The sequence below is a fragment of the Microbacterium sp. ARD31 genome, assembly GCF_031844425.1.
The window spans coordinates 14272-36066 of record NZ_JAUZVE010000010.1 but is presented as its reverse complement, the minus strand read 5'-3'; the positions used below and the strand labels follow the sequence as shown (position 1 = coordinate 36066).

General features: G+C 70.4%; 22 protein-coding genes. 7 read left to right on the top strand and 15 right to left on the bottom strand.

What is annotated here, in order from left to right:
* Positions 1 to 39 precede the first annotated feature (39 nt).
* The 3 genes from Q9S36_RS22680 to Q9S36_RS22670 are packed head-to-tail and all read right to left on the bottom strand — an operon-like array spanning position 40 to position 3475.
* Positions 40 to 1536 carry a glycosyltransferase gene (locus Q9S36_RS22680; protein WP_311287125.1) on the bottom strand — a complete coding sequence of 499 codons (1497 nt, stop codon included), beginning with the start codon at positions 1534 to 1536 and terminating at the stop codon, positions 40 to 42.
* Positions 1533 to 2546 carry a hypothetical protein gene (locus tag Q9S36_RS22675; RefSeq protein ID WP_311287124.1) on the bottom strand — a complete coding sequence of 338 codons (1014 nt, stop codon included), beginning with the start codon at positions 2544 to 2546 and terminating at the stop codon, positions 1533 to 1535. The genes Q9S36_RS22680 and Q9S36_RS22675 overlap by 4 nt, the downstream gene beginning before the upstream one ends.
* Complete coding sequence (locus Q9S36_RS22670; protein WP_311287123.1) at positions 2543 to 3475, bottom strand: WcbI family polysaccharide biosynthesis putative acetyltransferase; 933 nt, start codon at positions 3473 to 3475, stop codon at positions 2543 to 2545. Before Q9S36_RS22670 ends, Q9S36_RS22675 begins: the two co-directional genes overlap by 4 nt.
* A gap of 67 nt (positions 3476 to 3542) precedes the next feature.
* Between Q9S36_RS22670 and Q9S36_RS22665 the strand changes: the two genes are divergently transcribed.
* The 4 genes from Q9S36_RS22665 to Q9S36_RS22650 are packed head-to-tail and all read left to right on the top strand — an operon-like array spanning position 3543 to position 7793.
* Positions 3543 to 4709: a glycosyltransferase gene (locus Q9S36_RS22665; protein WP_311287122.1), complete on the top strand. Its 1167-nt coding sequence runs from the start codon at positions 3543 to 3545 to the stop codon at positions 4707 to 4709.
* On the top strand, positions 4706 to 5863 hold the full coding sequence (locus Q9S36_RS22660) for a glycosyltransferase (protein WP_311287121.1): 1158 nt from the start codon (positions 4706 to 4708) through the stop codon (positions 5861 to 5863). Before Q9S36_RS22665 ends, Q9S36_RS22660 begins: the two co-directional genes overlap by 4 nt.
* Before the next feature lie 11 nt (positions 5864 to 5874).
* Complete coding sequence (locus Q9S36_RS22655) at positions 5875 to 6945, top strand: glycosyltransferase (RefSeq protein ID WP_311287120.1); 1071 nt, start codon at positions 5875 to 5877, stop codon at positions 6943 to 6945.
* A complete protein-coding gene (locus Q9S36_RS22650) occupies positions 6942 to 7793 on the top strand; it encodes a galactosyltransferase-related protein (RefSeq protein WP_311287119.1) in 852 nt (283 codons plus the stop codon). The genes Q9S36_RS22655 and Q9S36_RS22650 overlap by 4 nt, the downstream gene beginning before the upstream one ends.
* On the opposite strand, the gene Q9S36_RS22645 is transcribed toward Q9S36_RS22650, so the two are convergent.
* Positions 7790 to 8254, bottom strand: coding sequence for a hypothetical protein (locus Q9S36_RS22645; RefSeq protein WP_311287118.1), 465 nt, complete (start codon positions 8252 to 8254; stop codon positions 7790 to 7792). The genes Q9S36_RS22650 and Q9S36_RS22645 overlap by 4 nt on opposite strands.
* Before the next feature lie 234 nt (positions 8255 to 8488).
* The gene (locus Q9S36_RS22640) at positions 8489 to 8692 is read right to left on the bottom strand and encodes a dodecin (RefSeq protein ID WP_251453531.1); all 204 of its coding nucleotides are present in this window, start codon (positions 8690 to 8692) and stop codon (positions 8489 to 8491) included.
* 105 nt (positions 8693 to 8797) lie between these two features.
* Between Q9S36_RS22640 and Q9S36_RS22635 the strand changes: the two genes are divergently transcribed.
* Both Q9S36_RS22635 and Q9S36_RS22630 read left to right on the top strand, forming a co-directional pair.
* Positions 8798 to 9220 carry a hypothetical protein gene (locus Q9S36_RS22635; RefSeq protein WP_311287117.1) on the top strand — a complete coding sequence of 141 codons (423 nt, stop codon included), beginning with the start codon at positions 8798 to 8800 and terminating at the stop codon, positions 9218 to 9220.
* Between the two features lie 84 nt (positions 9221 to 9304).
* Positions 9305 to 9595, top strand: a complete 291-nt coding sequence (locus Q9S36_RS22630) for a DUF4287 domain-containing protein (protein ID WP_311287116.1) — start codon at positions 9305 to 9307, stop codon at positions 9593 to 9595.
* A gap of 82 nt (positions 9596 to 9677) precedes the next feature.
* Here the strand turns inward: Q9S36_RS22630 and Q9S36_RS22625 are convergent, their stop codons facing one another.
* The 10 genes from Q9S36_RS22625 to Q9S36_RS22580 form a co-directional block, all read right to left on the bottom strand.
* Complete coding sequence (locus Q9S36_RS22625) at positions 9678 to 10688, bottom strand: alcohol dehydrogenase catalytic domain-containing protein (RefSeq protein WP_311287115.1); 1011 nt, start codon at positions 10686 to 10688, stop codon at positions 9678 to 9680.
* A 46-nt stretch (positions 10689 to 10734) separates the two neighbouring features.
* Positions 10735 to 11877: an aminopeptidase gene (locus Q9S36_RS22620; protein ID WP_311287114.1), complete on the bottom strand. Its 1143-nt coding sequence runs from the start codon at positions 11875 to 11877 to the stop codon at positions 10735 to 10737.
* On the bottom strand, positions 11874 to 13361 hold the full coding sequence (locus tag Q9S36_RS22615; protein WP_311287113.1) for an FGGY family carbohydrate kinase: 1488 nt from the start codon (positions 13359 to 13361) through the stop codon (positions 11874 to 11876). Before Q9S36_RS22615 ends, Q9S36_RS22620 begins: the two co-directional genes overlap by 4 nt.
* 2 nt (positions 13362 to 13363) lie before the next feature.
* Positions 13364 to 14170: a BtpA/SgcQ family protein gene (locus tag Q9S36_RS22610; protein WP_311287112.1), complete on the bottom strand. Its 807-nt coding sequence runs from the start codon at positions 14168 to 14170 to the stop codon at positions 13364 to 13366.
* Entirely contained in the window at positions 14167 to 14799 is a 633-nt protein-coding gene (locus tag Q9S36_RS22605; protein ID WP_311287111.1) for a DAK2 domain-containing protein, read from the bottom strand. The genes Q9S36_RS22610 and Q9S36_RS22605 overlap by 4 nt, the downstream gene beginning before the upstream one ends.
* 3 nt (positions 14800 to 14802) lie before the next feature.
* On the bottom strand, positions 14803 to 15804 hold the full coding sequence (locus Q9S36_RS22600) for a dihydroxyacetone kinase subunit DhaK (RefSeq protein ID WP_311287110.1): 1002 nt from the start codon (positions 15802 to 15804) through the stop codon (positions 14803 to 14805).
* The gene (locus tag Q9S36_RS22595) at positions 15801 to 16931 is read right to left on the bottom strand and encodes an ABC transporter permease (RefSeq protein WP_311287109.1); all 1131 of its coding nucleotides are present in this window, start codon (positions 16929 to 16931) and stop codon (positions 15801 to 15803) included. Before Q9S36_RS22595 ends, Q9S36_RS22600 begins: the two co-directional genes overlap by 4 nt.
* Positions 16928 to 17947, bottom strand: coding sequence for an ABC transporter permease (locus Q9S36_RS22590; RefSeq protein WP_311287108.1), 1020 nt, complete (start codon positions 17945 to 17947; stop codon positions 16928 to 16930). Before Q9S36_RS22590 ends, Q9S36_RS22595 begins: the two co-directional genes overlap by 4 nt.
* Entirely contained in the window at positions 17947 to 19443 is a 1497-nt protein-coding gene (locus Q9S36_RS22585; protein ID WP_311287107.1) for a sugar ABC transporter ATP-binding protein, read from the bottom strand. The genes Q9S36_RS22590 and Q9S36_RS22585 overlap by 1 nt, the downstream gene beginning before the upstream one ends.
* A 75-nt stretch (positions 19444 to 19518) precedes the next feature.
* Positions 19519 to 20565: an autoinducer 2 ABC transporter substrate-binding protein gene (locus Q9S36_RS22580; RefSeq protein ID WP_311287106.1), complete on the bottom strand. Its 1047-nt coding sequence runs from the start codon at positions 20563 to 20565 to the stop codon at positions 19519 to 19521.
* Between the two features lie 192 nt (positions 20566 to 20757).
* Here Q9S36_RS22580 and Q9S36_RS22575 point away from each other — a divergent pair, with 192 nt between their 5' ends.
* Positions 20758 to 21498 carry a DeoR/GlpR family DNA-binding transcription regulator gene (locus tag Q9S36_RS22575; protein ID WP_311287105.1) on the top strand — a complete coding sequence of 247 codons (741 nt, stop codon included), beginning with the start codon at positions 20758 to 20760 and terminating at the stop codon, positions 21496 to 21498.
* Positions 21499 to 21795: the final 297 nt, after the last annotated feature.

Sequence of the window (21795 nt, the reverse complement as noted above, 5' to 3'; positions counted from 1 at the left end):
TAGAACAGGGTTCCGACATCGGACTTGCGAGACGGCGGCCTACCGGCCCGCGATGCGATCCGGCGTTCCCCACCCGCCGACATAGGCCTCGACATGGGGGGTGGCCGTCAGGACGCGCAGACCCTCGACGATCAGACTCTCGACGTCGAAACCCGCGCTCGTCCCCCACCGCGCCGCGCGTCGGCGAGCGCGCCGCGAGACGACCGTCCCCGCCGGTCTGCCGTCACCCGCCCGCAGTTCGAGGCTCCCCACGGAGCCGGTTCCGAGGCCGGAGAGTCGATCGGCCAGCATCCGCCCCGCCGACGCGAGGACGCCGACGGGATGGTCGAGCGTCCAGGTCACGCGCGCGTCGTCAGCCCCGCCGACAACCGCGACGCCGCCACCGTCGCCAGCCCCGAACCCGACCCCGTCGCCAACCCCGCCCCCGCCACCCACGGAACCCGCGCCGCCTCCGGCATCCGCCCGCACGACCCGCGGATCCCCGCGCAGCACGTCGACATCCGGCACCTCGTCGAGCACCACACGCGCGAGCGGGAACGCCGCGAGCACCGAATCGACGAAGACGAACACGGATGCCGCAGCGTGCACCCCGCGCAGATGCACCACCAGGTCGGGCGTACTCGGCAGGAGTCCGCGCCCCGCAGAGCCCGCGACCGGGATCGCCGCCGCCAACCGCAGTGTCTGGGTGTTGGCGGCGTCGCGTCGGTCGTCCTCGCGGCCGGCCCAGTCGGGACCGTCGTGCCACGCGACAGCCTCGGGAACGTGAGCGAGCACGGCTCCGGCCTGCCACGCCCGGTGCGTCCACTCCCAGTCCTCGCCGCCGTACTCGGTGAAGCTCTCGTCGAAGCCCCCGACCTCGTCGAAGAGCGCCCGCGAGCACGCCATCACCGCCCCGATCACATAACGATAGGAGCGGTCGTCGGCCTCGAGCAGGTTCCCTGTCCGCGCATACTCGTCGGCGAGCCACTCGGGTTCTGGCAGCGCGGTCTCGGCCGCGCGGCTGATCGGCGCATCGGCCGGCAGCCGCGAAAGGTCGGCGTGCCGGCGTCGCCCCACGGTCACCGCGTCCGGAAGCAGAGCCGGCAGGCGGGTGAGCGTGCGCACGTATCCCGTCTCGGGCGCCGTGTCGGCATCGAGAAAGCACAGCACCTCGCCCGTGCTCGCCCGCACGCCGAGGTTGCGCACCGCCGACAGCCGGAACCCGCGATCCTCCTGCCGAACCACCCGCACACCCTCGGGAACATCGATCGGATGCCGCGACCCGTCGTCCGCGACGATCACCTCGAGCAGCTCGGGCGGATACTCCTGCCGAGCCAGCGCGCGCAGCGTTCGGGCCAAGGCATCGCCCTGCTCGTAGTGGGCGACGATCACCGACACCCGGGGCAGCGGGTCCGGGACCAGTCCGTCAACGAGATTCCAGCGGTTCCCCGGCACCCAGCGGTCCTCCGAAACCCGGCGCTGACCGTCCGGCCGGCCCGGTCCCTCCACCCCGCGACCCGACGCCGCGGCATCCCGCACCGCACCCGGCTCGCTCACACGACGTCTCCCGCCCACCAGCGCAGATACGCCGCCGCGACATCGGCGCGGGCCATCGGCATCCGCTCGATGTCATGCCACGTGCTGTCGGGAACGTCGAGCGCCGTGCGCACGGCATCCGCCAGGCGGTCTTCGCGAACCGGCGTCAGTGTTCCGGGGCGAAGCCGCGCCATCTCGTCCACATAGCGGTTCTCGACGCAGACGGGCCGACGCCCCCACCCGATCCACGACACCAGCGATCCGGATGCCGACACGTGCCGATGCGCGATGACCGGCACCGACACCGCCCGACACCGCGCGGCCATGGCGTCGTCGTCGAGCCATCCCGTCACCTCGACGTGGACTCCCGTCGACGCGGCACGGCGCACGAAGGCGTCGAGCTCGCCGGCGTGGCCGTCCGACGCGCGGCCCAGAACGGTCAGCCGCCCGGCGCCGGCCTCAACCGCTGCCGCGAGTGCTTCGTCGTGCCCTTTGCCGGGGTAGAAGTATCCGAGCACGCCGACCGACCCGTCGGGCACCGGCCGCTCCCCGCCGCCGGGACCGCCCTCACCATCTCCGCCGCCGAACACAGTCGGCACGGGCAGCGCGATGACGGTCGCCCCGTCGTCCCAGACCTGCTCTTCGACCAGCAGGGCACGCTCGTGCTCGCTGTTGACCGCGACCTTCGTCGCCGCCCTCGCGACCGCGGCATACGCGGCCCGGCGCCGTGGCAGGTTGCGCGCGCCGTCCGAGGCCTGCGGCACGTCGTGCAGGGTGACCGAGAGCGGATGCCGCCGCGCCACGCCCGCGAAAGCACGCGCCGCCTCTTCGGGCGAACTCCCCCACAGCCGGTCGGTGAACTGCGCATGCACGGGAGTTCCGGGCGCGAGTTCGTCGAGGCGGGACAGGTCGCACGAACCGACCTCGGACGGAGATATGCCGCGAACGGCATCCGCCAGATCGCGCGCGTAGATCGCGACGCCGTGGGGTCCCTCGTGCGTCAGCAGCACCGGGTGGACGGCGTCGGTCATGCCGCCCGCCACACGGCCAGCAGGTCGCCGAGCCGCTCCGCGGCACCGGTCACGAACTGCGGATGACGTGCGTACCACTCCCGATGCGCGTCGCGCACCTCGTCGGGGTCGACCGGCTCCCCGCCCACGATCCAGTGCGCGCGCCGTTCCGTATCGAGCTGCCACGCGTCGACCACCCACGCCTCGAGCGGCGCCTGCACCGCGGCCAGCAGCGGCCGCCCGGGGTCGGTCGGGTCCCCGCCGCCGAGCTTGTCGAGCACGCGCGCCGCGAGGGGCAGGAACAGGTCGTTGCCGGGGTGGTTCACCGTCCGCATGAGGCCCTCGGCGACCGGCTGGAGCAGGTCCGACACCGGCACGTCGATGCTGTCCTCGCGCCGACGCAGTTCGGCGACGGACGCCTCGGCGATCCGCCGCACACCCTCCGCATCGAGCCGGTCGGCCACCGGCAGGCCCGCCGCGACGGAGAGCGTGCGGACGTCGTGGTAGGCCACGATCGGCGGGTCTTCATCCACTCCCGGTACCCGCATCGCCACCTGGAACGGATGCAGTCCCGCGAACCGCACCGAGGGCACGGTGATCACCGGGATGCCGCGCCGCGCGCTCTCGCCCAGCTGACGCGTGCCGAGCGGAAGACCGCGATAGTCGTCGCGAATCGGCTGGGCGACGACGAACTCCGCACCCGCGACGAGGCCGTGGAGCAGCTCGGCGTCCTCCACTGTCATCTCATGCACGGGTGGGACGCGTAGGGTGGGCCGCTCGGGCCCGTCCAGCACGATCCGCAGCGACTCGGCCTGGCAGTTGCCGACGACGAGTCCGAAGGCCTGGGGAAGCGGGTCGAGCCCGTAGAACGCGCCGTAGTGCCGGCGACGCGATATCACCTCGGGTGCCGGTGACGCAATGGTCTCACCGGTGTCAGAGGCCGTCTTCATACTGTGAACGTACATCGTCGGACTCCTCGCCCTTCTGTTCACCCGTTGCATTGCGCCGCCCCCGCGAATGCTTTATACGCGTGCGGCTCGCACCGCCACGCACGAGGGAGTTCCCATCAACACCACGCCCGTTCGCGTCGCCGCCGTCCCGGCCGACCACCCCTACGTGCGCGCGATCACCGACCCGCAGCACATCGAGCTGCTGCCCGATCCCGTCCACCCCGGCGCGCCGGCCGGTCAGTGGTGGCCGCCCCGCGTCCTGTCACCGAGCTGGCTCGATGAGCACGCACCCGAGTTCGACGTGCTCCACATCCACTTCGGGCTCGAGTCCTTCACCCCCGACCAACTGTCCCGCGCCCTCGATCGCGCGCGCAGGCACGGTCGACCCGTGATCTACACGGTGCACGACCTCGAGAATCCGCAGCTGACCGATCAGGCCGCGTACCTGCGACTGCTCGATGTCATCGTGCCGTCCGCCGACGAAGTCCTCACGCTCACGCCCACGGCCGCCGCCGAGGTGCGCCGCCGCTGGAACCGCGCGTGCACCGTCATCGCGCACCCCTCCCTGCTCGAGACGTCCCCGGCGCCGGGGCCCCACGCGATCACCGACGCCTCCGACACCCTTCGGATCGGGTTGCACCTGCGCGACCTGCGCCCGAACATCGATGCCGAGCGCGCGGTCGCCGTCCTCGCCGAGGCCGTCGCCGCCCTGGGGCTGCGCGGCATCTCGGCCGAGGTCGAGGTGCGACTGAACACGCGCGTGCGCGACGAAGACCTCGCCGACCGCCTCGCGCGCGCCGCCGACGCCGCCGCCACCGCCACCGCCGAGAGCAGAGTGCGCATCCACCGCGGCGAGCGCCTGTCCGACGACGAGCTCGCCGGCTGGCTCGCCACTCTCGACGCCTTCGTCCTTCCGTACCGCCACGGAACTCACTCGGGCTGGGTGGAGCTCTGCTACGACCTCGCCGTCCCCGTGGTCGGCACGCGGGTCGGGCATGTGCGGTCGCAGCATCCGGCCGATTTCTTCGCTTTCGACCTCGACGATGCCTCGTCGCTCGTCGACGCGCTCGACGACGTCGCATCACGCACCCGCACCGGCCCCAACCGCGACGCCGAGGTGGCGCGACGCCGCGCCCGTCGTCAGACCCAGCGCGACGAAGTGCGCGCACAGCACCTCGACGTCTACCTCCGCGCGATGGCGAACCAGGCGCTCGGCGAACGGGCCGGCGCGTGACGGCGGGGCACCGGCGGCTGCGCGTGCTCGTGGTCGCGCCCGAGCGCCACGCCCTGCGGCAGCCGCACGCGGGTGGGCTCGAGGCCGTCGTGTGGGACCGCGTCCGCAGACTGCGCCGACGCGGACACGACGTGACGCTGTGCGCGGCCGACGGGTCGGACTTCCTCGGCGACCGCCCCGAGCTCAGGCTCCCCAGTCCGCAGTGGATGCGGGCGCAGGATGCGTCCGACAGCACCAACCCGCCGGGGCACCGCCGGGCGATGACGGCCGCGTTCGACCGGGTGCTCGAGAGCCTGCTCGCCCCCGGCCGCAGCGTCGACGTCGTCGACAACCACAGCCTGCACGGCGACCCGATCCGCTGGAGCAGCACCGCCGGCATCCCCGTCGTGACCACCCTTCACACGCCGCCGCTGCCCGAGATCGTCGAGGCCGCAGGAGACGTCGGCGATGCGCCGCATCGGTTCGTCGCCGTCAGCCAGCACACCGCGCGGGCCTGGTCGGCCGCGGGCGTCGACGCGTTCGTGTTCCCGAACGGCGTCGACACGGCCCGCTGGCGACTCGGCGACGGAGGCGGCATCAGCGGCGGCAGGACCCGCGAGGACTGGGTGTGGTTCGGGCGCATCGTTCCCGAGAAGGCGCCGCACCTCGCGATCCACGCCGCCCGGCTCGCCGGGGCGCGCATCGTGCTCGCCGGCCGCATCGGCGACCCCACGTACTTCGTGCGCGAGATCGCCCCGCTGCTCGGCGACGACGCGCACTACGCGGGTCCGCTGCACCAGCCGGCGCTGAGCCGGCTCGTCGGCTCGTCTGCGGTGGCGCTCGTGACCCCGGTCTGGTCCGAGCCGTTCGGTCTCGTCCTGGCCGAGGCGCTCGCGACCGGTACCCCCGTGGCGGCGTTCGACGCCGGCGGAGTCGGCGAAGTGCTCGACGGGATGCCGGGGGCCGCGGTCGTCGCACCCGGCGACGTGCGTGCGTTGTCGAACGCCGCGACCATGCTGGCGACGCAGGCGCGGGGCATCGGCCAGCGCGCGGCGATCCGGCGGGCGGCGGTCGCGCGCTACTCGCTGGACCGACGCGACCGCGACGTCGAGCGGGTCCTCGCCCACACCGCCATGGGAAGCCCCGCGACCGTGGAACGCGCGGTGGTCGGGTGATCGGCTGGTACGTGCATCATCACGGGCACGGGCACCTGACGCGGTTCCTCGCCGTGCGCCCGCACCTGCGCGAGCCCGTCACCGTCTTCTCGAGCCTGGAGGCGCCCGCCGTGCTTCCGCCCGAGACGACCTGGGTCGCTCTCCCTGCGGATGCCGACGTCACGGTCGCTCCGGATGGTGCGACACGGGACCCCCGCGACGCCGACCCCACCGCGAACGGGGCGCTGCATTGGGCGCCGATCGGCCACGCGGGCCATCGCACCCGGCTCGCGACGATCGCGACGTGGATCGCCGACATACACCCGGCCGCCTTCGTCGTCGACGTCAGCGCCGAGGTGTCCGCCTTCGTGCGCCTGCTCGGCGTGCGCACCGTCGTCGTCACCCAGCCCGGCGAGCGCACCGATCCCGCGCACACCCTCGCGTACGACCTCGCCGACCGCATCCTCGCCCCGTGGGCGCCCGAGACGCATCGCACACCGTCACTCGACGCCCGCGGCGAGCGCGTGGTGCGCGTCGGCGGCATCTCCCGTCACGACGGTCGTGACATCCTGACGCCCCGCGAGCCGCGCCGGGTGCTGTTCCTCGGTCGGATGCTGCCACCCGAGCACCTCGCGCACACGGTCGAGCTGCTGCGAACTGCCGGCTGGCAGGTCGAGTCGGCCGGCACCGCCGACGACCGCGTCGACGACGTCTGGCCGCTGCTGTGCCGCAGTGCTGTGGTGGTGACCGCGGCCGGGCAGAACAGCATCGCCGACGCCGCTGCGGCAGGGATCCCCGCCGTCGTCATCCCGCAGGAGCGTCCCTTCGACGAGCAGCACCACACCGCGAGAGCGGTCGCGGCGCTGGGGTGCGCGACTGTTCCCGCGGGAGATCCGAGCCCCCACGAGCTCGTGAGCCTGATCGAGCAGGCAGCGGCCGAGCCCGCCGACTGGTCGGTGTGGCAGGTGAGCGGGGCCGCCGCCCGCGCCGCCGCCGTCATCCACGAGGTCGCCGCACGTGCGGACTCCCCCACGGGCTTCGCCCCCAAAGCCATAGCAGCAGACGCCAAGACCGAGACCGACCGTGACGAGGTCGCCGCATGACCCGGGTCGCCGTCATGACGGTCGCCTCGGCGTCCCGCTTCGGCCACCTGCAGACCCAGCGCGGCGTGCTGCGCGACGTCGCGCCCGCCGACCTCGACATCCTGCGCATCGAGGCGTGGCTCGACCCGGAGCCACCGCTGCGGGCGACGCACGGCCCGCGGTCCGGGGCCGACGCCACCGTTCATGTTCCGCCCGGCGCGTCCGGCATGCGGGTCGGCGCGGCCCGCAACGCCGTGGCCGAGGTCGCGCTGCGCGAGGGTGCGGACGTGCTCGTCTTTCTGGACGTCGACTGCCTGCCCGGTCCCGACCTGCTCTCGCGCTACGTCGCCGCCGCCCAGCGGCATCCCGACGCTCTGCTCGCGGGTCCGGTCACCTATCTGCCCAGCATCCAGCGCCCGACCCGTGCCGACGAGCTCGGCGCGATGACCCGGCCGCACCCCGCCCGCCCGTCCCCGTCCGACGGCACGACCGAGCAGGCCGATCCCGATGCGTACGACCTCTTCTGGTCACTCTCGTTCGCGGTGACCCCCGCGACCTGGCAGCGGCTCGGCGGATTCTCCGACGACTACGAGGGGTACGGCGCCGAAGACACCGACCTGGCGTGGCGGGCTCGGGAGCACGGCATCCCCCTGCGATGGGTGGGCGGCGCCCACGCCTATCACCAGTGGCATCCGACGTCGTCGCCGCCGTGGGCGCATCTGGACGACATCCTTCGCAACGGCCGCATCTTCGCCGCGCGCTGGGGCACCTGGCCGATGCGGGGCTGGCTGGACGCCTTCGCCCGCGCCGGTGCGATCGTGGCGCACGACGGCGGCTGGGTTCGCGCAGGAGTGAGCTCGGCGGCCTAGGGTTCGGGCCACTTCTCGGGCGCGCCGCCGTCGGGGCCCGGCGCGACCACCCCCTGGAACGGCGTCAAGGTCTCCCAGCCCTCGGGCGTCGAGCGGAGGAAGAGCACGACCGGCTCGCCGCCGGCCGCGTCGGCCATCGAGTCTCCGGTGTCGCCGCAGCTGCGCGGAAGGGACGCGACCACGATCTCGCTCTCGCCCGACCCCTTGATCCACTCGTCGACCTCGACGGTGAACGTCGTGGAGGTCAGCACTTCGTACGGCCGGGTACCCGCCTCGTCGATGACGCGGGCTCGCACGACGGCGTCCGACTGCTCCACCGCGTCGGCGGGGGTCTCGAGGTAGATCCAGCTGATGCACGCCTCGGCCTCGGTGCCGATCTCTCCGGGCGCGCACCCCGTCGGCCACACCGCCGCGCCGAAAGCGAGGGCGACGGCCGCAAGGCGCAGCATCCGCCGGTTCATGCTGCGATCGTCGCACACGCAGCCTCGTGACGGACCGACTCCACGGATCCGCCGCGCCCCCGCTTCCGGCCGCTGAGCGAGCGCACGCCCCTCCCCGGTCGCTGAGCGAGCGCACGCCACTCCCCGGCCGCTGAGCGAGCGCAGCGAGACGAAGCGCCCCTCCCGGCAAGCGAGCACACGCCACTCCCCGGTCGCTGAGCGAGCACAGCGAGACGAAGCGCCCCGCCGGCCCCATCACTCCAGCCGGAAGCCGACCTTCATCGTCACCTGGAAGTGCAACTGCCCGTCGGCGAGCGCACCACGCGTGCTGACGACCTCGAACCAGTCGAGGTGCCGCAGCGTCTCGGCGGCGCGGTCGAGTCCGTTGCGGATGGCGGCGTCGGTGCCGTCAGGAGACGTGCCGACGATCTCGGTCACGCGGTAGGTGTGCGCGGTCATGATGTTCCCCTCAGCCGGGGCTCCATCGCACCGGCGCTCACCGCGACCGTATCCCCGCAGAGCGTCCGCGACCAGGGGTCGCCCCCTCGCGTTTAGGTTGGGACCATGTCGACCGCACATCGTCGCGCTGCAGCGGCCGCCATCGCCCTCCTCGCCGTCGCACTCACCGGATGCTCCCCCGACCTCCTCATCTGGGGGCCCGACGGCGCCCGCGTGATCGACACCACCGAGCAGGCCATCGCCGCTGCCTCGGCCGATGACATGACCGCCTTCGCATGCGCGGACTCGGCCGCCGACTTCGGCGAACCGGAGGACTGGCGCGGACTCTCCGCCGGCGAACCCGAAGGCTTCACGGCCGACTACTGGCCCGACCAGGCCGCGCTCGAGCCGGACTGGTCCATCAACCTTGAGATGGGCGGCTCAGCCGAGGACGGCCGGGTGTTCCCGGGCGACCTCTTCTTCCGCGACACAGATGACGGCCTGTGCATCGTCGACATCGCGTGGTGGACGGTCGAGTCCACCGGCTGACCCGCCGTAGGCCGGATGCCGCAACGTCAGCCCTACGGTCCACACTGAAGGAACACCGCCAACGACCCGACGAGGGGACCCGCCATGTCTTTCCAGGCCTATCTCGACACCATCGAAGACAAGACCGGTCTCACGCCGCGTCAGCTGCTCGAGATGGCGAAGAGCAAGGGGTACGACGATCCGAACGTGAAGGCCGGCGAGATCCTCGAATGGTTGAAGGCCGACTACGACCTCGGGCGCGGCCACGGCATGGCTCTCGTGCACGTGATCAAGAAGGGGCCGCAGATCGACCAGAAGCACGTCGGCACGACCGGCACGCATCGCGACGACTCCGACGTGCTCTGGCTCGACGGCAAGGCGACCAAGCCCGCCTGACCCGCGCCCCGACCGAGCCCCGGCCTACCCGCTCCAGGGCTGTCTGATCGGATGCCGCAACCCGCCCGAGCGCGGGTTGCGGTCACTCGTTGGCGAGGACTGCCCGCGAGCGCAGACGCCCCGCAGCGAGGAGTTCGAGAGCGGTCTCGGCATCCGACATCGCGTATCGGTCGACGACGGTGCGGATCTTGCCCTCGGATGCGAGGCGCAGCACTTCGCGCATCGCACTCCGCGGACCGAGGATCGAGGCCTTGATGGTCTGCTCCTTGTTGAAGTGGAAACCTTCGACGTTCAGCGGCACCCCCGACACCAGAGTCCCACCCCACTTCAACGCGCGCAGGGCCTGAGCTGTGACCTCGTCCGACGGCGCGAAGGTCACCGCCGCATCGAGGCTGTCCTCGAGTTCCTCGCCCGGGTCGACCACCGAGGCATCGACGAGTTCGCGCGCACCGAGCTCGCGGGCGACGTCGAGGTGGTCGGCGCTGCGTGCGACGGCGATGACGTCGGCACCGGTGAGCACGGCGAACTGCAGCGCGAGGTGCCCGACACCGCCGAGCCCGAAGACGCCGACGCGCTTGCCCGGGCCGAGGTCGAGCTTGGCGATCGCGCCGTACCCGGTGATGCCGGGGCAGAACAGCGGCGCGGCGTCGACCAGATCGAGGTTGTCGGGCACGTGATAGGTGTGGGCGGCGTGCGAGAGCATGAACTCCCCGTACCCGCCGTCGACGTGCTCGCCGGTGATGAGACGCTCGTGGCACAGGTGCTCGCGCCCGCTCGTGCAGAACTCGCACTTCTCGCACGTCCACCACAGGGGCTGGACGCCCACGGGATCGCCGACGGCGAAGCCGGTGACGCCTTCGCCGAGAGCCGAGACGCGCCCGGTGACCTCGTGGCCGGGAACGATCGGGCTGATCGCCGGAACGCCGCCGTCCACCCAGTCACCTTCGATCGTGTGCAGGTTCGAGCGGCAAACCCCGCAGCCCGCGACCTCGATGAGCAGCTGTCCGGGCCCGGGTTCGGGCGTCGGGGACTCCCGCCATTCGAGCGGATGCTGGTCGAGCGGTGCGGGAGTGTCGAGCTGATTCGCGTACACGGTGGGTTCTCCTTGGATCGGTCGTCAGGGGTGTCGGTCGAACGGGTCAGGACCCGACGGGGTGGGCGACGGCGATGTCGCGGAGCACGGGCTGCACCACGCCGTCGAGGATGAGGGGCTCGCCGTCCACGGTGAGCGTGCCGTGCTGCGCGCCGCCGCGGCGGCGGAGATCGCGGACGATGTCCCAGTGCAGGGCCGAGTCGTTGACGCCGCCGCACTGGGGGTAGGCGCGACCCAGCGCGAGGTGGACGGTGCCGAGGATCTTCTCGTCGATCAGCAGATCGCCGGTCGGCGTGCTGAGCGCGGCGTTGGTGCCGATACCGAACTCACCGACACGGCGCGACCCGGCATCCGTATCGAGCAGTTCGCGCACGAACTCGATGCCGTCATCGGCGGATTCGCCGACCACGAGGCCGTTCTCGAACTCCAGGGTGAGGTCTCGCACGCGCACACCGGCGAAGTAGAAATCTCCAGGGAATCGGATGCTGCCGCTCACGCCGCCTTCGAGCGGCGCTGTGGCGATCTCACCGTCGGGCCAATTGGCCTCGCCCGCGAAGGCGACCCACCGCCGGCCCGCGACCGGCAGCTCCAGCCGACGCCCCGAGTCCTCGATCACGACGGTCTGCGCAGAGTTCAGACGCGCGCACAGCGCGTTCATGCGCTCGGCCGCGTCGGACCAGTCCGCATCGAACGACGCTGTCCATTCCGAGCGGAGCACCTGATCGTCGAGACCCGTCGCTGCGGCCCACGCGGGAGTCGGCACCCGAACCAGCGCCCAACGCGTCCCCTGCCAGCGCAGCGTCGAGACGACACCGCGGCCGTGGCGCAACGCAGCGATCCGGGCGGGGTCGGCGTCGACCACTGGCGCTGTCATGGCCCGGAACGACACGTGCACATCGCACCACTCCATGGCCGCGACTTCGAGCGGAGGGGCCTGCGTCAACGTGTCGAGCGATGCCCATCGAAGTGCCCCGGCATCGAAGCGCTCGTCGGTCGAGATGACCTGCGGCAGGGCCCCCCGGCGCCAGCACTCGTCGACGAACGCGGCGACCGCGTCCATCGCTGAACTGTCCGTGACGAATACCGACACCCGGTCGCCCGCCGCGACCGCGACGCCGTCCGCGACGAGGACGGCGATCCGTCGCCACTCCTCCGCGCCGGCGGTCGTGTCACTGGTCTCCGCGTTCATTCCGCTCTCCGTCGTTGCAGGGGCGCGACCGCGTCGTAGAGCGCGAGGTAGTCCTCGTGGTCGCGGCGGAGCGCATCGACGGGCACCGCGTCCGCACGAACGGTCTCGCGCAGACCCACCCACGCGCGCACGTCCTCGGCAGACGACACCGCCCCGACGCCGAAGGCGGCGAGGAACGCGTCGCCGAGCGACGCGCCGGGCGAGTCGACGACGTGCTGGTCGAAACCGGTGATGGCGGACACGCTCTCGATGATGAAGGGGTTCTTGGTCGCGCCACCCACCGCCACGACGCGCTCGATCGGCGCGTCCTCGGCTGCGTAGGCTCCGATCGCGGCGGCGATCGAGTGGCCGACCCCCTCGAGGAACGCGCGGGCGACGTCGGCTCGGGTGTGCTCGAGCCCCAGCCCCATCACGACCGCGCGGCTGGCGGCATCCTGGAACGGAGTGCGCTCACCCGAGAAGTGGGGCATGGCGAGCACTCCGCGGGCTCCCGGCGTCGACTCCGCAGCCAGCGCGATGAGGCGTCCGAACGTCTCCTCATCGGTGTCGGCGGTGAGTCCGAGCAGGTCGGCGATCCAGCGGGTGGCCGTCCCGGCCGTCGAGGTCCCGGCAGCCAGGACCGCTGTGCCTTCGAACACGAACGGTGCGGCCCACAGCTGCTCGCTGGTGCGGATCCGGTCGCCGACGCGGATGAAATACCCGCTCGACCCGTACATCGCCATGAGTTCACCGTCGGCGACGGCACCCGAGCCGACGGCCTCGGCCGGAGCATCCGTCGTTCCGATGATCACCGGTGTGCCGACGGGGATGCCGGTGACATCGGCCGCGGCATCGGTCACCGTGCCGGCGATCTCGCTGCTCCAGCCGATCCGCGGCAGCCGGGTCTCATCGACGAACTCCTCGCACCCCGTGACATCCCAGCGGCCGGCCGCCAGGTCGTAGAGCGGGTGGAAGTAGCCGGCGGTGGCATGGTCGATCGTGACCTCGCCGGTGAGCTTCGCGACGAGCCAGGACTGGCTCGTCATGAACCACCGCGCCGCCTGCCAGACCTCGGGCTCGGCTTCCGCCAGCCACGCGATCTTGGGTCCGGCCGACTGACTCGTGAGCACGTTGCCGCTCCGGCTGCGGATGGTCTCGACGCCGAGTCGCTCGGTCAGGGCCCGGATCTGATCGCCTGCGCGCGTGTCGATGCCGTACAGGATCGCCGGTCGGAGCGGAGTGAAAGCGGCGTCCGTTGCGACGACGCACGGCCCTATCGCGCTCACGCCAACGGCCGCGACCTCGCGCGGGTCCACTCCGGAGAGAAGGTCGCGCGAGATGGCGCACACATCCGCCCACCAGTCGCTCTCGGGATCCTGCTCGACGTGTCCGGGCGCGGGAGTGGCGATGCCGTGGTGGCGCCGTGCTTGTGCGAGCACGACACCACCGGCGTCGACGAGCACGCCCTTGCTTTCGAACGTGCCGACGTCGATCCCGAGGAACATCGTCAGCGCACGCTCCGGGCGACGCTCATGAGGTCCTTCACCCGGGCGACGTCGACATCGTTCTCGAAGATGCCGTCCTTCTTGAAGAACGTGCCCACGATCCCGGCGTCGGCGAACTGCATGCTGTCGGCCAGCGTGTCGGGCCGTACGCCGGTGTTGACGACCACGGGGGTGGTTCCCGCGTTCTCTTTCACGACCTTCAGCGTCGATGTGTCGGTGGGCGCGCCCGCTGTGAGGCCGGATACGCACAGACCGTCGGGCACGCAGTTGAAAACCGTCGATCGTGTGAGCGCAGCCAGCTCGCGCTCGGCGACGTACGACGCGGCCTCGGGCACGATGTTGAACAGCAGCCGCACGTCCTCGCCCGACACGGCGAGGCGGTGGCGGGCGGTCCGTCCGACGTTGGTGTCCCACATCCCGAAGTCGCTGGCGTAGACGCCCGTGAAGATCTCGCGGACGAAGGCCGCTCCGGTGGCCACCGCGAGGTCGATCGACCGCACGGCGTCCCACAGCACATTGACTCCGAACGGCACAGCGATCTCATCGCGCACCTCCCCGATGACGCGGGCCATGGTGATGGCGGTGATCGGCTCGGTCTTCGTCAGGTACGGCAGGCTGAACTCGTTGGAGATGAGGATGCCGTCGACGCCTCCCTCTTGCAGCGCGGCGATCTCGTGCCGGGCGTGCGCGATGATGGCATCCATCCCCGCGGACTTGTCGTAGGCGGGGTCACCGGGCAGAGCCGGAAGGTGGCACATGCCGATGATCGGCTTGCGGACGCTGAAGACCTCGTCGAGCCAGGTGGTCACGCGGCCGACTCCTTCGCGGTGTCGGCGTCGCGCCAGGCCTCGACGAAGCGAAGCAGAGCGGTGGCTCCGGGGTCGGCGAGTCCGATGCTCCGCTCCTGCAGCCACGACGCTCGGCCGCGGCGGGACTGCAGCGGCTTCGTGCGCTCGACCGCATCTGCTGCGGCCGCCACGGATGCATCGACCGCGGTTGCGGCATCCGTCTGGCCCTTGAGCGCGTCGGCGACGGCAGCCAGCCCGTCGTAGATGGTCTTGTCGTTCAACTGGGTCTTGCCCCGCTGGGCGATGCTCGCGGCGGCGGCGTCGGCGAAGGCCTGGGTGTCGGCGATGGTGATGTCTGTCTTGTCAGCCCACACGCGTGAGCCGGCGAGCAGTGCGCCGGCCACGAGCGCCGCCATCGTCGAGGGGTTCGCGTTCGCGAAGGCCTTCGCCGTCGCACGGGCGATGTCGGTCGGTGTGGCGTCGGCCGGCAGTTGCTGGAGCGCTTCGATGACGGCATGGGAGCCGGCCGATACGGTGATGCCGAGGTCTCCGTCACCGAGCTGCTGGTCGAGGTCGCGCAGTTCGTCCGCAGAGTTCACCAGCAGCGCGAGGCTGCCGCGCAGCCGGGCGTTCAGGTCAGTGGGGTTCATTCGTCAGTTCTCCTCGAAGAAGGGCGAGCGCGCGGGTGCGTTGAGCAGCGCGAGACGGTCGTCGTTGAGTTCGAGCAGCGAGATCGACGCGCCGGCCATCTCGAGGCTCGTGGCGTACTCGCCGACGTAGTTCTTGGCGATCTCGATGCCGAGGCCTGACAGGACCTGATGGGTCTTGCGGTAGAGCACGTAGAGCTCCTCGAGGGGTGTGGCGCCCATTCCGTTGACGAGCACGGCCACACGCGCACCCGAGGTGAGCCCGAGGTCTTCGACCAGGGGCGTGACGAGATGCTCGGCGATCTCGTCGGCGGTCTCGAGGGGGCCGCGGCGGGTGCCGGGCTCGCCATGGATACCGATGCCGATCTCCATCTCGCCGTCCGGCAGCTCGAAGCTGGGCTGACCCGTCGTGGGAAGGATCGTGGGTGCGAGCCCGATCCCCATGGTGGCGGTGTGCTCGATGACGTCCTCGGCGATCGCGGCGACCTCGTCGAGCGTGTCGCCGCGCTCGGCTGCGGCGCCCGCTGCCTTGTACGCGAACAGGATGCCGGCGACGCCACGGCGGTCGAGCTTGCGGTCCTTGGGCTGGCTCGCCACATCGTCACGACCCAGCACCGTGCGGGTGGGGATGTCGTCCAGTTCGGCGAGGTCGACGGCGAGGTCGAAGTTGAACACGTCGCCGCCGTAGTTGCCGTAGAGGTAGAGGACGCCGGCGCCGCCGTTGACAGCCTTGGTCGCCTGGAAGATCTGGTCGGAGCTGGGCGAGCTGAAGACGTTGCCGATCGCCACGCCCGAGCACAGCCCCTTGCCGACATATCCCTTGAACAGCGGCAGGTGACCGGATCCGCCGCCGGTCACGATCCCCACTTTGCCCTGCTGGGGTGCGTCCGCGCGCACCAGCACGCGCAGGTCGTCACCGGGCGTCTTAACGAGGTCGGGGTGGGCGAGCAGAATGCCCTCGACGAACTCGTCGACGAACGCCTCGGGGGCGTTGATGATCTTCTTCACTGGGATCCGTCCTTTCCACGGGTCTGTGTGAGTCCACGTTTCTGAGTGGCGACCGCCACCGTTTCGCTCGACGCCGGCGGCGAGGCCTTCGCCCGGCGCCGGAATCTGATCTGGTCGATGACCATCACCGCGATGAGCAGGACGCCCTGCGCGATGGCGTACTCGTATGCCGAGAGCCGCAGCGCGGTGAACCCGCTCGACACCACCTGCAGCGTGAGCGTTGCGAGGATGACGCCGAGGACGGTGGCGAAGCCTCCATTGGGGTTCGTCCCGCCGAGAACGGCGATCACGATCGCAAGCAGGATGTAGCTGGAGCCGTAGTCGGCGCTGGCCGACGGGTTGCGCGCCAGGAAGATGAGTCCGGCGAGGGCGCCCAGCAGTCCGCTGATGATGTAGGTCAGCATGAGCGTCGAGCGGGCGCTGATGCCCGAATACCGCGCGGCGACGGGGTTGGCGCCCTGCAGCTGGATCTTGCGCCCGATCGGGGTGCGGTCGACGACGATCGCGAGGACGATCGCCGCGACGATGAGGATGACGAACAGGATCGGTACCCCGATGACCGTGGCCCGCCCGATGTCGCGCAGCACGGTCGGCGCACCCGAGATGGTCACGCCGCCGGTCCACACGAGCGCGATGCCGTTGAACAGCTGCATCGTGGCGAGGGTGGTGAGGATCGGAGTGATGCCGACGATGCTGATCAGTGCACCGTTGACCGCGCCGAGGGCGGCACCCACGGCGAGCCCCGCGAGCATGAGCAGCGGCGCCAGCCCTTCGGCGGTCTCCGCGCCCGCTGATGCAGAGATCGCCGTGTAGAGCGACGACACGGTGATCGCCGACATGTTCGCGATCGCCACCACCGAGAGGTCGATGCCGCCGGTGAGCATCGCGAGCATCATCGCCAGCGAGATCAGGCCGATCTCGGGTGCACCGACGCCGATGTTCTGCAGGTTGACGGGATTGAGGAAGACGCGCGGGTTGAGTACGGCGAACAGGATGAACGTCGCCACGAGCAAGATGATCATGCGTCCCGAGCCCCGCTGCACCTGGATGCGCGAGATCAGCGAGCCGAATCTCTCGTCGAGCCGGCGGTTCGCCTGGCCGAGCCCGTTGGAGCCGTGGTCGGTCATGCGCGGCTCACCTCCTCTTCGAGCAGCACGGCGGACGGCCGCGATCGCAGGGCGGCGAGCGCCTGGACGCTGACGCCGATGAGCAGCAGCACCCCGACGGCAGCGCGCTGCCAGGTGCTCGGAACCCCGATGAGCACGAGGTTGTTGTTGATCAACTGGACGAGCAGCACACCCAGGACGGTGCCGAGGACAGAACCGCGTCCTCCGAAGATCGACGCCCCGCCCAGCACGACGGCCGCGATGATGTCGAGCTCGGTGCCGACGAGCGACTGCGGGTTGGCGTTCTTGCCGAGGATGACGAAGATCACGCCGCCGACGGCGGCGAGCGCACCGACGAGGACGTACAGCAGGATCTGGGTGCGGACCACCCGGATGCCCACGCGGCGGGCGGCCTCGATGTCGCCGCCGATGGCGTAGATGCTCCGGCCGAAGGTGGTGTACCTCAGCATCCACCACACCACCGCGACGATCACGACGACCGGGACCATCATGGCGTGCAGGTACCCGGCTCCGGGCACGTCGACGAGGTGGGCGTCCGCCGCTTCGGCGACACTCGGGGGCAGCCGACTGGCGGAGATGTAGGCCGAGCCGATGTAGGTGAGGAGGATGCCCTTGATGATCCCCTGCGTACCGAGGGTGACGATCAGCGTGGGCAGACGGAAGCGGGCGATCACCACGCCGTTGAGCAGCCCCCACAGGGCGCCGATCACGATGGCGATGACGAAGATGCCGACGAGCGTGGGATCGAAGCTGTTCTCGCTCGACCACGCGACCGTCGTGTACGCGGCGAATATCGCGATGGCGGGGAACGAGACATCGATGCCGCCCGAGATCATGACCAGCAGCACACCGAGCGCGAAGATCAGCGGGACGAGCGAGCTGCGCACGAGTCCGAAGAACGTGCCAGGGGTGAGGAAGGCGGGGCTGGCCAGCGACATCGCGATCATCACGACGAGGATGACGGCGACGAGCACGCCTTCGTTGTTGGCGCCGCGGAGGCGACGGAGCACATCCATCAGGCGGTCATCCTCTCTTGGATCGCGTCGACGGCGATGTCGTCGCCCGTGACTTCGGCCACGATGCGCCCGGCGCGCACGATGAGCACGCGGTGGCAGCTCGAGACGAGTTCGGGGATGTCGTCGGAGATGACGATGATCCCCATCCCCTCCGCAGCCTGCTCGCGCAGGATCGCGAAGATCTCCTCCTTCGAGCCGATGTCGACGCCGACGGTGGGCCCGTTGAGCATGAGCACGGTGGGCTTGCGGTCGAGCCACTTCGCGATGACGACGCGCTGGGCGTTGCCCCCGGATAGCGACCGGACGGGGGCCTGCACGTTCGGTGCCTTCACACGCAGCCGCTGGAAGAGCAGTGCCATGGACCGCCGGATGCGTGCGCGGTCCAGGAGCAGCGCCTTGCCTCGGTAGGAGTCCAGCGACGCGGCGACCATGTTGTCGGCGATCGACTTCTCGAGGAACAGGCCCTGGGTCAGCCGGTCTTCGGGCACATAGCCGATGCCCGCGCGGACGGCGTCGTTGATCGAGCGGATGCGGCGAGGCGAGCCATTGATGTCGACGTGGCCTGAGTCGGCGGGCGCGACACCGAAGATCGCCTCGGCGATCTCGCTGCGGCCCGAGCCCAGCAGGCCGGTGATGCCGAGGATCTCGCCGGGGCGCAGCTCGAAGTCCACGTCCCGGAACGCGCCCTTGCGGCCGAGACCCGACACGCGCATGACAGGGGCGAGACCCGAAGGAAGCTCTTCGACGAGACGCTCCTCGCTCACGTCGCGCCCGGTCATGGCCTTGGCGATGCTGCGACCGGTGTAGTCGGAGGCGGGCCCGGACTCGACGACTTCGCCGTTTCGGAGCACGGTGACGTACTGCGAGATCTTGAGCACCTCGTCGAGTTTGTGGCTGACGAACATCACGGCGACGCCGCGCTCCTGCAGGCGCCGCACGATGGCGAAAAGACGATCCACTTCGCTGTGGGTGAGTGCCGTCGTGGGCTCATCCATGATGAGGACGCGCGCCTCGCCGACGAGGGCACGGCAGATGGCGATCAGCTGACGGTCGGCGACCGACAGGTGCTCGACATCGGCGTCGAGGTCGAGGTGGAGGCCGAGCTCGGTGACGATCTTCTCCGCCGCCTCGCGGATGCGGCGGCGGGACGAGAGCTTGCGCCGGTCGGCCAGCTCGCTCAGCATCGCGATGTTCTCGGCGGCGGTGAGGTTGGGGAAGAGCGAGAAGTCCTGGTAGATCACCTGGATGCCGGCGCGGATGGCCTGCGACGGGGTGACATGGCTGTGGCTCTCGCCGTCGATGATCAGCACACCGGAGTCGGGGCGCTCGACGCCGCTGATGACCTTGATGAGGGTGGACTTGCCGCTGCCGTTCTCGCCGGCAAGGCAGTGCACCTGGCCGGCTTCGAGCGTGAGGGATACGCCCCCGAGGGCACGGACGCCGCCGTAGATCTTGACGACGTCGCGCACCTCGAGGACCGTTTCGGCGGGACTCATGAGCGTGGGGCTCCTTCGAGTCGCCGTGCGGGGGCGCTCACCTGGGCGAGCGCCCCCGCACGGGCGAGGACGGGATCAGAAGTCGTACTCGGCGGCGTTCGAGGCGTCGACCACGACGCCGGCCTCGCCGGCGAATACGTTGTCGAAGCCCTCGAGCTTCACGAGCGACTCGTATCCCTCGATACCGAGGTCGGTGCCCTCTTCGATCGTGCCGCCGTCGACGAGGATCTGCGCGATCGCCAGCTGGGCTTTGCCCGCGAGGGCCGGGTCCCAGAAGAAGATCTTGTCGATCGCCCCCGAGTCGAGGTAGCTGCCCGCCACCGACGGGATCGAGGTGCCCATGACGCAGACGCTGTCAGCCTTGCCGGCCTCCTCGACGGCGCGGGCGATGCCGACGACGTCGGTGCCGGCCGAGCCCTGGAAGCCCTTGATGTCCGGGTACTTCGCCAGCAGTTCCTTCGCCTTGTTGTAGGCGACCTCTTCGTCCTCTTCGGACTCGATGGGGTCTTCCAGACGGTTCATGTCGGGGAAGTTCGACTCCTGGTTGTCCAGGGCGCCCTGCACCCACTCGCTGTGCGAGCCGTTGGTGAGACGGCCGACGAACTGCACGTAGCCGCCCTCCTCACCCATGCACTCGGCGAGGTTGTCCATGATCTGCGCACCGTAGGCGGTGTTCTCGAACGCCTCGATGTCGATGTCGACGTTCTCGATGCCGGCTGCCTCGTGCGACACGACGACGATTCCGGCATCCCGGGCCTCACCGAGTACCGAAGCCAGTCCGGCGACATCGTTCGGGACGACTGTGATCGCTGCCGGCTCCTGTGCGATCAGGTTCTGGATGATTTCGACCTGACCCTCGTTGGTGGCGTCGGCCGGACCTTCCTGACGTGCGTCGACCCCCGTCTCGGAAGCCCACTCGTCGACGCCGACCTGCATGCGGTCGAACCAGCCGATACCGGTCGCCTTGACGACGGTGACGTAGGCGCCCGAGGCGCCATCTCCTCCGTCGCCGGCGCCGGCGCCGGGGTCGGTCGAGCCGCCGCCGGCCGTGGTGCCGCAGCCTGCGAGGGCGAACACTGTCGCGCCGGCCAGCAGCGCGATTGCAGAACTCTTGCGCTTCATACTCACTCCTTTGTGTGATCCGGTCGCGGCACTGGTGCGCATTCGCGACGATCTGGGGCTCGACACTACTCAGCATCACTCACCCCGTCAACCGTTATCGAGCATTACGAATCGATAACGCGCAAGAATGCTCGATATCGCGCAGACGGTCCCGCTATAGTCGTCGAAGGAGCGAGAGAGGACAGCCCCGCGATGACGCGCCAAGCCCAGATCGTGGAACTGCTCACCGAGCGGGGGTTCCAGTCGGTGACCGAACTCGCCGACGCGCTCGATGTCGCGCCGTCCACGATTCGGCGCGATCTCGAGCATCTCGCTACGCGCGAGCTCGTCCAGCGCACGCACGGCGGCGCGTTTCCGATCCGCGCGGCGGATCTGCCGGTCGCTATCGACAAGACCCTTCACAGGCGCGAGAAGATCGCCATCGGCAAGGCGATGGCCGATCGCATCCTCGACGGGCAGACGGTGCTGCTGGACAGCGGAACCACGACACTCGAGGTCGCCCGGCACCTTCGCAGCTCGCGAATCACGGTCGTGACGAACGACCTGCAGATCGGCACGGCGATCGCCGAACGCCAGACGGCGAATCTCGTCTTCATCGGCGGCGAGCTGCTGCCCAACGACTGGTCGATGTGGGGACCGACGGCTGTCGAGCAGCTGCGCAACCTGCGTGTGAACGTCGCGATTCTGGGCTGCGACACCGTGATGGACGACGGGCTCTACAGCACCTCCAGCTATGAGATCGAGCTGAAGCGGACCATGCTGTCGGTCGCGAACGAAGCCTTCTTCGTCGCCGACAGCTGGAAGTTCGGCCGCGACGCCCTCTTCCGCATCGCGGACCTCGATCCGTTCACCGCCGGCATCACCGACACCCACCTCGACCCGCTGCGGGCGTCCACCTTCCCCGTGCCGCTGATCCGCGCGTCCGCCACCTGATCGCGCCCTCGCGGTTCGCGCCCGCCGCTGAGCGAGCACCCCCCTCACCCCGGTCGCTGAGCGAGCACGCCTCTCCCCGGTCGCTGAGCGAGCACGCCTCCTTCTCCGGCCGCTGAGCGAGCGCAGCGAGACGAAGCGCCCCGCCGACGACCTTGCGCGCCCGGCAACCGAGGTCTATCGTCAGGGCCAACTGGGGAGTATGCCGTCCAACGGGCGTTCAGCGCGGAGCGCTCATCGACGCCGACACGCGAACCAGAGGTGTCCGCTTACCCGACGGGCACGCCGTTTCCTCGCGTG